Origin of the sequence: Thioalkalivibrio sp. ALE21, from assembly GCF_003208255.1 — a bacterium.
In the GTDB taxonomy this organism is placed as follows: domain Bacteria; phylum Pseudomonadota; class Gammaproteobacteria; order Ectothiorhodospirales; family Ectothiorhodospiraceae; genus Thioalkalivibrio; species Thioalkalivibrio halophilus.
Genome location: NZ_QKMA01000030.1, coordinates 1 through 10,981, shown reverse-complemented (window position 1 = coordinate 10,981; position 10,981 = coordinate 1). Strand labels below are relative to the sequence as shown.

The following is a 10,981-nucleotide window of genomic DNA, read 5'->3' as shown; positions in this document are numbered from 1 at the left end:
TGTTGAACGACAGCCCTGAAGACAAAGGGATTAAGACTGGAAGTGGGTCGCGGCTTTTCCGCGTTGGATCCAACGGCCAGCGTGTTGTGGTACCACTGCGGAGGTAAAAACCTTGAAGCGGCTTACGCGGAAGTCGCGCTCAGACTGTAATGCCCCATCCCAAAGCTGGCGTTTTTGCCTGCATGCAGCCATTGTCCGGCTTGAAGTATGGCACTGAATGGCCGCATTTCGCCCTCGAGGGTCCACTGGCCCACCACGCCGGACAGCTGCATGGTCTGTTTCTGACGCGAGGAGTAGCGTGACCACGATTGCCATTCCAGCGCTTTTTGGCTGCGTATAGTTTGTGCGAGGCCCTTGAGGGTGGGGTAGTCCCAGTTCGGTGCTGTGCCGCCATGGAATTCGCAGATGAGGGAGATACGCCGCGTGAGGTTCATGAGCAGGCGTTCGGCATCCAGGGCGTCGGGCCCCAGTGCGTGCCCCTGGTGCTGTAGGCGAAGCGGAGTGTGCAGTTGCAGTGTGGCGCGGTGTGTTTCCTCGGGCAGGCCGTGAGTAGCCAGTGACTCGGCTTCGAGGTCAGTTGCCACGCTGGCGGGGGGCTCGGATGTGACGGATGTGAGTTCGGCGGGGGCGCGTCGCTTGCCTAGACCGCGGGCGAGGGCCTGACGCCATGCCGAGAGAATCAGTTCGCGCTGTTGCACGGCGTTCCCTGCGAGCACGACGTGAAAATCGAAGGCGTCACCAGGCTGCAGGATCCGTTCGCCACCGGTGGGTGGTTCTATGACGTAGGGAGCGGGGATCTGGCTGAATCGCTGTAGCGGGTGTTCGGCTGGCGGCGGGGGCTCGAACAAGGCAGGGTAGGCGCAGTGGCGGTAGAGTTTGCAGTCTGCGCAACGTGGGGCACGGGTGATGCACACGCTGGTCTTCAGGGCATGGCCGAACGCGCCCCGCAACATCGAGCCCGCGAATGGTGGCAGGCGCAATGGTGCCTGGGCGACCGCGTGAAACCGCAGCCGTTCCAGCGATAGCTCGGGAAGTTCCACAATTACGGGTGGAGCCGTCTCCGTAGAATCGCCGGACATGCCGTTGTGCAGGGAGGCGGAGTCAATGGTGGGCCGGGACATGATTCTGACCTTCGGGAATCCAGGAGCTCGTCATTGTGCCGCGTCATCGTCGGGGATGTGAGTGACGCGATACTCTTCCAGCCGGGCGTTGCAGGTGTCCAAGGTGTCCGCGTCGAGCTCCTGGCCGCGAAGTTCGGGCGGGATGTCCAAGGACAGATGCAGGTAGCGGGCACCGCGCGCACAGACCCGCGCAGCCAGGTGGATCGGAAGGGTTCCCAGGACACAGTCACCGGGCTGCAGGATGCTCGGGTTGAGATGAGGAATACACCGGTCGATGGGCATGCCCCTGCGTTCGGCCCACTCGACGGCACCGGGATGGCGGGTCACCAGATAAGTTGTGGCGGTCATGGCAGTCGTCTCACAGGGGCTGATCTCGCTCATGTTCCATCACTCGCCCGAGGATTTCCTGTTCGACAAGCTTTTCGAGCGGATCGCGCAACTGGGCTGGGAGAAAGGAGTGCACGAAGGCCTGGCGGATAAGCGCCAGGGTTTCCCACTGGGTCAGTCCAGCGTGCCCGGCCCCGGCCTGCATTCGGGCCGCCGCAAGGTATTCGTCCGCCAGAGTGGTTCGGCTGATCCCGGGGTTGTCTGTGCACACGGTGAGCGGGATGCCCATTTCGAGCAGCGGCCCCAGTGGGTACGGGGGCTGGCTATGCGATTCGGTTATCCCGGGGTCGTGGAAACCGATGACTTCGCGGTTGGAACTCGGACACAGCTCGAGCAGGATACCGCGGTCCCGAAAGCGCTGGGCCAGCGGCCGGTTGTCCGCCAGGGTCAGGCCGTGGCCGATACGGTCGGCATGCAGGCGGTAGGCGGCTTCCCAGATGTTGTCCGCGGCTTCGCCTTCTCCGGCGTGGATCGTGATCGGCAGGCAGGCCCGGAATGCGGGCTGGAAGTGCTGCTCCAGTGCTGCCGGCGGGTTCTGTGCCTCGTCGCCGGCGAGGTCCAGGCCCAGCAGGAAGGCCCCCAGGCTGCCGCGCACCCGGGTGGCCCGGTTCACCACTTCGCCAATGGCTGCGGGTGGCTGGCGCCGGTCGAGGATCCACACGAACCCGATCCGCGGCTGGCCGCCAAGCGTGCCGGGAAGTCGAAACGCATCGGTCTGGTCACTGGTGATGGCGCCGGCGGCCTGCAGGGCGTCGCGCAGTTCGCGCAGGAAGCCTTCCGGATCCTCGGGTCGGTACTTGTGTGGGCTGCCGCGCAGTTCCACCCAGGCCAGGCCTTCGCGGCGGGCATTGTCGACCAGCGCGCGGGCATATGCGGGCAGGGCGGCCGGGTGGCCGAGTACTGCGGATCCGGTCAGTTCGCCCGGACGCTCGTAGGCCTGAAACCCGTAGGCATGCGTGTTTTTCAGCCCGACCCGTGGTTCGGTAATGCCGTAAAGTTGGCGCCGCAGCCTGGCGTCCGGGCACTGCAGCAGCAGGGCGCTGGCACACAGTGCGCGGTGGTGGCGCAGATCCTGCCATGGCGGACAGTGGGCGCGTAGCTGTTCGGGCCAGTTCCAGGGCCAGTCGGAGCTGCCCTCGGGCGAGCGGCTGCTGGCGGACGCCGGACCACCGCCTGCCCCGGGGTAGCGGAGCAGGGTGCTCGTGGCTTCACGTGCGGCGGCCTGTTCCGGCGCGGTGCTCGCGGCCCAGATGGCTTCGGCGATGGTGCGCTGCTGGTCCAGATCGAGGCACCCTCCGATATGGCGGTGGAGGTCGGCTTTCGGCAGTCGCTGGAGCCATTCACGATGCTCCGGACCGATCGGGGTATGCCGCAGTTCCTGCAGGCGGGCTGGCGGCAGCCGGTACAGGCTCCGCCAGTTGCCGTAGGTTTCCTGCTGTACCAGTTCCGAGACGAAGTTGCCGAGCAGGCGCCGGCTTTCGCGGGTGCGGGCTTCGAGCGTCTCGAACAGGGGGGCATCGGCATCTCCGGCGTGCCAGCGGCATACGTCCCCATTGGCGGATTCGGGCAGGGGGAAGTCCGGCGCATGGATGGCGGGATCCAGGTCCAGCAGTTCGCTGCGCGGGTTCGCGCCGAGGTTCAGCGGACGGATCTGGCGGGCGAGAACCGCCGGCAGTGCAGTCTCGAACAGCCCGGGCCCGGCTTCCCTCAGTGCGGGGTCGAGGTTGCCTACGTCGGTCACGTGCAGCAGGGCGTCGCAGCCCATGTACTGCGCGGCGGCCTGCAGGTCGGCACTCATGGTCTTGCGCCCGCCGGCCAGCGAGAGCAGCAGTTGCCCCGAGTCCGGCAGGGCTTCGCGGGCGGCGAGCACCACGCGGTAGGTCAGTTCACGCAGCCTCTGGCATTCCGCTGGCGTGGAGAGTTCGTCGGTGCCTTCGGCCTGCCAGATGCGCAGGGCAAACGGCTGGCCCAGGGCCTCCCACCACGCGGAGAGCTGGTCGATCGAGCGGGCAGCACGGTCGCCGCTGGTGGTGACCAGGTGGATCGCGTCCGGCGGGCGGAGGCCGTGGAGCTCGGCACGCACGGCATCACGCTCCGGATGCCGGGCATAGAGGTCCAGCGTCTCCGGCGCCAGGGCGCCGTAGATCTCCGGGACCACGGCCCAGCTCCCGCCCAGCGAGCCGACCAGGATGCAACGGGGCGATGAACCCATGTCAGTGGTCCGCGGGGTTCGGACCCAAGCGGCACAGGGAAAGGCGAGGCGTGTTCACGACGTGCCGCTGCCGTTGCGCAGGGCGGCGAGCTGGTCGCGCCGTTTTTTCTCCTGCTTCTCTCGCTTGTCCTTCTTGAGCCCGGAAGGCGTCCACCCGAAGCGATCGTAGGCCGCTTCGATGGCATCGGCCGCCTTGTGCCTTTCCGCCTCGGTCCAGTCCCGGGCCTTCTGGTCGAGTTTGTTGAGCAGGCCGGTCAGTTCCCCGTGTCGGTTCTTGTCCAGCGGTGGTTTGAGACCCGCAAAGCCTTCGAGCGCGGCGCCAAGTTCGCGCAGCGCCTGTTCGCTCTCCGGCAGGGCCTCGAATTCCTGCTGCCGGCGTCTGGCGGCCTCCGCTTCTTCTTCCTGGCGGCGCCGCTCGATGGCTTCGCGTTCGGCGGCCTCCCGGCGCGCTTGTTCCTCGCGCTGGCGTTGCTCCTGGCGTTCGCGGTCGATGGTCATGGCCCCGTAACCGACGGCGGTCTTGGCGCCAAAGCCCAGCCAGTCGAAGGCGTGTTCGAACGCGGCGGCCAGCAGGTCCTTCCAGCGGTTGCCCTCCGCCAGCTCCGGTGCCAGGCGCGCGAGACGGGCCGTGTCGCAGACGACATGGAAGCTGAAACGCGATCCCGGGGGGACCGTCAGGAACGGAATGGGCGTGGGCTGGCCGGAGTCGTGCGGGGTGACGCTGTCGCCGGTCTTCGCATCCGGATGCTGCTGGTAGTAGTGCGCCTGATGCGGCGTCATGATCTCCACGTGCAGGCGGTTGCCTGCGATCTGCGGGACCACGTCCCAGAACGTCAGGGCGCCGCGGACGTGCATTCGCGCGCCGTCGTCGGTTTCCAGGCCGAACAGGGCGTCGAGCATGCTCAGTTCAACGGTTTCTTTGTCGAGCTTGAATGGATAACGGATGGCGTCGTCCCAGCCGCGGGTGTCGTTGCCCCATTCGCCACGGGCCAGTTCGCGCGCCGCCTGGCGCAGTACGCCCTTGATCCCGGAACCCGGCAGGACCGGGAGGCCGTAGGGGTCGAGAAACGCGAAACCGTTTTCCAGCGGATGCTCGATGCCCAGCCCGGTGGCAAACGGCGCGGTGGCCAGGCCCTCGACCAGCAGGTGGGTGTCCTCCGGAAGGTGCGCGGCGAGTGCGTGGGCGCGTGCCTCCAGCGCCTGCATGCGCTGCTGGTCGTGGCGGTTGACCGTGCAGGCCGCTTCCAGCGCAGGGGCCTTGTTTTCAACGCGCTCCGATCGCTCCCGCCCGTCTTTTCCGGCATTTTTGTAGCCGGTGTCATGGGTTTCCCACAGGTGCTCCTGCGTCCGCTGGTCGATGCCCCAGAGGGCCAGGTACATGCCGAAACGCATACCGGGCGAGGCCTGGGTGAACTCCTGCCCGAGGTAGTCGGGTACGGCGGCGATCGGCATGTTATTCCTCCCCGCCCGTCCGGGCGTCGGCCATCTGGCGCAGCCACTTGAGCCAGGCCAGGGCCTCGGCCGTGACCAGCTGAAACTCCCGTGGGTCCGACTGCATCAGCGCCTCCATGCAGGCCTTGAAGTCCTTCGGCAGCTCGTGCTGGCGGTGCAGCCAGTCGCGCAGGTGTTCGGCCAGCAGCCGGTGCTGATCGTCCTTGCCGTTGAGAAAGGCGAGTACCTGCATCAGCCCTGAATTCATGATCAGGCCGGGTACGGCCTTGGCGACGTTGGTGTAATCCTTTTTGAATTGCTGTACGCCGTCGCCGGCCCGTTCCCAGGCGTGCTGCGCCCGTTGCTGTTCGAGCGACAGGCGTTTTGCACGCTCGGGAGGGGGCGGGTTGCCGTTTCTGCCCGCGGGGGTCTTTTGCTGGTTGTCAGCGATCGACAGGGTGGAGTGGTTGCTCATCACGCATTTCCTCCTTCGCTGTGCGCGGCCACCAGGCGGGTGATCACCTGTCCCCTTCCGGTGGTGGCGTCCCCGCCGATCTGCAGGAGCCTGCCGTTCATCACGGTCTGCATGCGTGCCATCACCGCCTGGGCCTCCAGGTGGTCCTCCTGCTGGCCGGTGCGGGTTCGGCTGGTCGACAGTGGCGCAAGTAACAACGCCTCAGGGGGCAGGTTCTCGGTGTAGAACAGGCCACCGTCGTCGGCGGTGCCAGTTTCTTCGTTGATGCGAACGTGCGGCTCGACCAGGGTGGCATGCTGCACGAAGTAGTCGAAATCCGTGTCGGAGAGCAGCACGAGGTCTTTTTCGAGCTTGTCACGGAAGAACCGGTAGCCGTCGCCTTCGGGCAGGGCGTGAGTGGCCAGCCAGCTGGCAATGGCCCCCAGGGCCGTGCAGTCGGTTGCCGCTGCTTCGTATTCGAAGACCTCCAGATGCAGGCGGTCGTCTCGGGACAGCAGGCCGGGGTGGACAACGCGGCATTGGCCTGGTTCGACGGCGGGCAGATCGGGCCAGTCGTGTGCGACGCCGATCAGTGTGAGAAGGCGGCGTGTGCGCTCCAGCGTGACGGGGCTGGTCGCGTAGACGTATCCGCCCTTCAGGCTGCGGACCGGGAAGGCCACCAGCTGGGCATCGCCAAAGCTGACTGCCCCGGCGTGCAGCGAGTCGGCCCCGGCCTCGGGTCCGAACAGGCGCTGGATATCGCGCTGGATATCGTGCGGAATATCCTCCTGATGCCCGCTCAGGGCCTTGTAGCCGTGGCGTACGGCGCCCTTGATGCCCGAACCGGCAAAGCTCGGATGTCCGGTGTGGCGTTCCCGCTGGATGGGGTTGTCGATAACCCCGACGGCATTGCCGGCCCCCACGTGTACGGGGCTGACGGCGTAGAGAAAGGCGGCGGCGTGTTTCTCAAACATGATGGCGTTCCATATTCAGGGTGATGGGCATGGCGGCGGATCGGTGGTCAGGCCGTTTCCGGCCAGGTGGCCAGCAGGCAGCGATTGAAGCCTTCGGCGCGGCGCGTGGCCTCCTCGTCGTTGCAGTCGGCGGGCCAGAGGCCCTCGGTCGCGAGCCGTTGCAGGGCCTCGGCGGTCGTGCCCGGGGCGAGTTCCAGCCAGTAGACCGCCCCGGCCGGAACCGCCGGGTGCGCGGGCTTGGGCCGGTTGCTGGCGAGATCCCAGCCGGAGATGACCTCGGTGCGGGGCACGGCGGCGGCAACGATGCGCCCCTCCACGCCGTGCAGCGAGAACGCGGCGCCCCGTGAGGCGGAGTCGTCCGCGGGCGCGGCCGTACCGGTGGGCAACCAGCCGTGCGCGAACAGGCCGGGGGTGGTGAGCAGCAGACGGGCGCGTCCACTGCGGGCGATGGCCTCGAGATCCGGCTCGGGCCAGTCGACCGCGCGTTGTCGGGCGCTGGCGGCACGGCCGTCGCCGCCGAGGCGCAGTGCGAGGGACTCGGGCAGGGTGGCGCCCCGCACCCGGCTGACAAAGCCGGTGCCCTCGCGCATGGCGACGGCCTGGGCGGTGAACAGGTGGGCATCCTCCGCGGAACGTGTCGCGGGGTTCAGTGCGATGCCGATACGCGGGTCCGGTGCCCAGATTTCGGCGGTGCGCAGGAGCGCGTCGGGCTGGGGCAGATCGCCCGCCAGCCAGTCCGCCAGACCGCGCCCCGTGAGCCACAGGCCACCCACCGGCTTGCCGCGGCGGGTCTCGGGCAGTACGGGCACATACGGCAGCGGATGGCTGTTCTCCAGGCCGGCGGCGGGCGCAGCCGGGAGGCTGCGGCGCAGTTCGAGCGGCGGCGGGTCCGAGCTCTCACGAGTTTGTGCATCCTCGTCATTCGGTACCTGCGCGGACAGGTCGGCCGGCAGCGGGTACAGGGGCTCGATGCGCCCGTCGTGTTCCCGCGCGAGCTGGAAGGCCTCCACGGTGAACGATCCCGGATCGGCCGGGGTGCCCAGCTCGGGATGGGGCGCGTGGCCCCGGGCAAATTCGCCCAGGTCCACGCCCTCGCGCGCCAGAAGGGCGCTGCGCAGGCTGCCGGCCGCCAGCGAGGGCCAGGGCGGAACCAGAGCCTCGCCGTAGCTTCCGGCGGCACCGAACAGCCGGTTACCGCGCAAGAAAAGCACGTCCAGTGGCTGAATGAAATGGCTGATGGCGGCAGTCATGCGGCGGTTTCCCCCTTGCCGTCCGGGTCGGCATCGGTGTTGTCCTGCGGCGAGCTTTCGGTTCCGGGAGGCTTGCTGCGGATCTCCCGCGCCAGGAACTCGGCGGTGAGCAGCAGATCGCGCAGCCAGTCGCGCGGGGCCCGCTCGCTGCAGGCGCAACGGGCCAGATCGTGCGCCAGCCCGGGCACGTCATGGTGCTGCCAGACACTTTTTCGGCCGCACTGGCGCCGGAGCTGCCAGTCCAGCAGGCTCTCCAGCATCTCGTGCGGGACCGGGTCGGGCAGGTCCTTCAGCCATTCCAGCGTGCTGTAGACCGCACGGCGCGAGACCGCCGGTTCGCGCAGGTACTCGACGGTGCGGTCGAGCGTGCCCAGCACGTCGAAGCGGGCGGTAAAGTGCGTGATGGCGCCAGCCCGCTTGATCAGCGTGATGCTGAACGCGTCGCGCCCGCCCTCGTTCTTGGCGCGCTGTTCCGCGGCGTGCAGGGCCCGCCGCACGGCTTCCAGCGGTGCCTGGTGGTGGGCGATGACGAGGCCCGCCGACATGGTGGCGTTTGGGCCCATCATGCGCAGCAACTGGCCGCGCAGGTGGGCGAAGCCGTCGCGACAGAACAGCTCCTGCCGGCCCCATCCGCGCTGGCCGGCCCGGCGGTTGCGAATGTCGGTCCAGCTGAATGCCTCATCGCGCTGGTCGTGTCCCGACCAGGCATACCGCAGACGGCGGGCGCAGCCCAGGGCGTCGGCCACCGGGAGCATGGCCAGCACGTCATCGCCCCCGGCGTAGATCAGCTTGCCGAGGTGTTCGCGCTCGACCACATGGGGCACGATTTTCAGCGCGAAGTCGTTGAGGGCGCCGGAGATGGCGAAGTGCCGGCCGGGGGAGAGGGCCCGTCGCTGCTGCGCATAGTCCAGCAGGCGTGGATTGCCTTGCGCGTGCCGGCGGAAACCCTCGCGCACCTGTGAGTGAAGACTGTCCTCGTAGCGGATGCCGACATCGGATGCCGGGTCGCCGGAGAGGATAGCGCCCATGCGGTCGCCGTCCATCAGCAGCAGGGCGTAGTAGGTCTCGATCCCGGGGCGGGCTGTACCATCGGCCAGGGCATCGCGGACGGTATTCTGGCCGGCCTTCCAATCCTCCGGATTGTCGCTCTCCTGCATCTCTTGGAGATAACCCGGCAGCTGGCTGGCCATTTGCCACTGCGGGTGGCCGCGGTGGCGCTCGACCAGACGCCGCGGCAGTGCGACGCGCTCGCCCTGGTATTCGAACTCCCGCTGCACGCTCGCCGAGGCATCGGCGCCGCTTTCCAGCCAGCGGTCGAGCTGGTACGCAAGGGCCATGGTGTGGGTGGAGACGACAAAGCGGCCGATCGGCGCGATATGGCCGTCGTCTTTTTCGGCCACCGTCCTGCCGACTGCCTCCGCGAAGATCGTCGGCCACAGCCGCTTGATGGCGGACAGCCCTCCCAGGTGCTCGCGCTCGCCGGCCCAGGCCGGGCGGTTGGCATGGATGCGGGTCCAGAGGGTGTCCCGGCGCTGACCGGGCGGAAGCGCGAGCTGATCCCGGTTCGTGGTCAGCCATTCCGCCTCGCCGGCGAGCGAGTCGCGGTAGCCGTCCTGCGGGCTGGAACGGAATGCACGAACGCCCTTGGAGGCCGCCAGCAGGCGTTCGACCAGGTCGTGAACCGCCGGGTAGAGCACGCCGGGGTTGGGGGCAAAGAAGCGGGTGCCGTCGTCCCAGTCGATGTCGTCGCGCAGGACCTGCCAGGCGGGCGTGTCCAGAAACCCGGCGAAGGCGTCCGGCTCGCAGCCGAAAAAGGGCGCCATGGCCGCCTGAAGGGCCGTGGTGTCGAGATCGCGCTGTTTCTGCTGGTCGCGCGGGCGGATCAGCGAGAACGGTACGGCGGCCCAGTGCACTTCAGGGAAGCCTTCCAGTTGTGACTTCATCTGGGCGTAGGGCACGGTCTCGGCCTCTACGTCCATGTTGGCTTCCTTGAGCAGACGGGAGACCACGTCGACCCCGGTGTCATCCAGCCATTTTCGCGCGGCATCGCGGGCCTGTTCGGCCAGCTCCCGGGCCTGGCTGGCCGGCACGATGGCGACGAAGCGGTTGGGCAGGGCGGCCGTGAACAGCGGATTGGCATCGGTCTGGCGGAAGGTCCAGGGGCAGTGGCGGCTGAACCAGTCATCGTCGAGACTGCCGCCCAGCCCGAGCTCGTCGCGCAGCCAGACATCCACCTGCGGCACACCCCGCAGCCGGGGGAACACCATGGCGTCCGGGCCCAGCGTCTCGCAGATTACGCGCATCGCCTCCCAGGCGAGCCGGGAAAGCAGGTGGGAGCCGGCCCAGAGGTCCTCGGTCTTGCGCGCCGAGGCGATGAAGTCCTGCACCGGACCCAGCGAGACCGCCAGCAGGGCGGCGTCGCCGTGCGGGTCTGCGGCAAAGGCGCCGGCGAAGGCGCTGGTCAGGTCGAGGTGATCCCAGATGCTGTGATCCGGAACCCGCGTGTCGGCCGGCAGGTGCGGCCACAGAAGCCCCAGTTCGCCGGTGTCGTGGTCACGGGTGTCGTCGTCGGCCGCGTCCAGCAGCGAGCCCTCGCCAAGCAGTTCGGGGCCGAAGCGCCAGAAGGCGGCATGGGTGCGCCGGAAGTCGAAGGCTCCATCCTGATCCCTTACCACCAGCCGCTCGAAGTGGCTGAAGCTCTTCGTCTTGATTGTGCCCACGTCGGTCTCGCCCAGCGAACCGAGGTCGAAGGCCTGGCCGGTCAGCGGGTGGATGATCTCCGGCTTCCGGGTCCACCGCACCTGTGCGAAGTCGTCCACCGCGAAGGTCTTCGGACTCCCGTCCGCCTTGGAGATCGTCTTTTCGTGCCCTGAATTCACAGAATAACTGCAACGCCTGAACCCGGAAGGGGTGGGCCAGCTGCCGCCGTAGAATGGGTGGCTCTCACCCCAAACCCATTCAGGCGTACCGATGAGGCACTACAGGCAGCTGACCCAGGAAGAACGATATCAGATCAGTGCGTTGCGCGGGCTGGGGCGCTCGCAGGGGGCGATTGCTCGGACGCTGGGCCGCAGCCCGGGGACGATCAGTCGAGAGCTGAAGCGCAACGGCGATGGCGGTTGCTACGAGGCGCGTACCGCCCAGAAGCGCAC

Annotated in this window: 9 protein-coding genes; 1 reads left to right on the top strand and 8 read right to left on the bottom strand. The window is 67.9% G+C overall.

Annotated features, from left to right (window positions below; translation table 11 throughout):
* Positions 1 to 122: 122 nt before the first annotated feature.
* The 8 genes from cas6 to cas10 are packed head-to-tail and all read right to left on the bottom strand — an operon-like array spanning position 123 to position 10,708.
* Entirely contained in the window at positions 123 to 1,121 is a 999-nt protein-coding gene (gene cas6, locus D893_RS13165) for a CRISPR system precrRNA processing endoribonuclease RAMP protein Cas6 (protein ID WP_110620036.1), read from the bottom strand.
* A gap of 30 nt (positions 1,122 to 1,151) precedes the next feature.
* A complete protein-coding gene (gene csx16, locus D893_RS13160; RefSeq protein WP_110620035.1) occupies positions 1,152 to 1,469 on the bottom strand; it encodes a CRISPR-associated protein Csx16 in 318 nt (105 codons plus the stop codon).
* 10 nt (positions 1,470 to 1,479) lie between these two features.
* A complete protein-coding gene (locus D893_RS13155) occupies positions 1,480 to 3,720 on the bottom strand; it encodes a CRISPR-associated ring nuclease (RefSeq protein ID WP_110620034.1) in 2,241 nt (746 codons plus the stop codon).
* A gap of 54 nt (positions 3,721 to 3,774) precedes the next feature.
* The gene (gene cmr6 / locus D893_RS13150; protein WP_146220560.1) at positions 3,775 to 5,172 is read right to left on the bottom strand and encodes a type III-B CRISPR module RAMP protein Cmr6; all 1,398 of its coding nucleotides are present in this window, start codon (positions 5,170 to 5,172) and stop codon (positions 3,775 to 3,777) included.
* Between the two features lies 1 nt (position 5,173).
* The gene (cmr5, locus tag D893_RS13145) at positions 5,174 to 5,626 is read right to left on the bottom strand and encodes a type III-B CRISPR module-associated protein Cmr5 (RefSeq protein ID WP_110620033.1); all 453 of its coding nucleotides are present in this window, start codon (positions 5,624 to 5,626) and stop codon (positions 5,174 to 5,176) included.
* Positions 5,626 to 6,579 (bottom strand): type III-B CRISPR module RAMP protein Cmr4, encoded by a 954-nt coding sequence (cmr4, locus tag D893_RS13140; protein WP_110620032.1) that lies wholly within the window; start codon positions 6,577 to 6,579, stop codon positions 5,626 to 5,628. The genes cmr5 and cmr4 overlap by 1 nt, the downstream gene beginning before the upstream one ends.
* Positions 6,580 to 6,626: 47 nt before the next feature.
* Positions 6,627 to 7,829 (bottom strand): type III-B CRISPR module-associated Cmr3 family protein, encoded by a 1,203-nt coding sequence (locus D893_RS13135; RefSeq protein ID WP_110620031.1) that lies wholly within the window; start codon positions 7,827 to 7,829, stop codon positions 6,627 to 6,629.
* Positions 7,826 to 10,708 (bottom strand): type III-B CRISPR-associated protein Cas10/Cmr2, encoded by a 2,883-nt coding sequence (gene cas10 / locus D893_RS13980; protein WP_110620030.1) that lies wholly within the window; start codon positions 10,706 to 10,708, stop codon positions 7,826 to 7,828. The genes D893_RS13135 and cas10 overlap by 4 nt, the downstream gene beginning before the upstream one ends.
* 91 nt (positions 10,709 to 10,799) lie before the next feature.
* Between cas10 and D893_RS13125 the strand changes: the two genes are divergently transcribed.
* A partial coding sequence (locus tag D893_RS13125) for a helix-turn-helix domain-containing protein (protein ID WP_146220559.1) occupies positions 10,800 to 10,981 on the top strand: 182 nt, incomplete at its 3' end.

What these genes read in the sequence shown, in the direction of transcription:
- csx16 (WP_110620035.1), bottom strand. Translation starts at nt 1,469, where the DNA reads ATGACCGCCACAACTTATCTGGTGACCCGCCATCCCGGTGCCGTCGAG.
- cas6 (WP_110620036.1), bottom strand. Translation starts at nt 1,121, where the DNA reads ATGTCCCGGCCCACCATTGACTCCGCCTCCCTGCACAACGGCATGTCC.
- cmr4 (WP_110620032.1), bottom strand. Translation starts at nt 6,579, where the DNA reads ATGTTTGAGAAACACGCCGCCGCCTTTCTCTACGCCGTCAGCCCCGTA.
- cmr6 (WP_146220560.1), bottom strand. Translation starts at nt 5,172, where the DNA reads ATGCCGATCGCCGCCGTACCCGACTACCTCGGGCAGGAGTTCACCCAG.
- D893_RS13155 (WP_110620034.1), bottom strand. Translation starts at nt 3,720, where the DNA reads ATGGGTTCATCGCCCCGTTGCATCCTGGTCGGCTCGCTGGGCGGGAGC.
- D893_RS13135 (WP_110620031.1), bottom strand. Translation starts at nt 7,829, where the DNA reads ATGACTGCCGCCATCAGCCATTTCATTCAGCCACTGGACGTGCTTTTC.
- cmr5 (WP_110620033.1), bottom strand. Translation starts at nt 5,626, where the DNA reads ATGAGCAACCACTCCACCCTGTCGATCGCTGACAACCAGCAAAAGACC.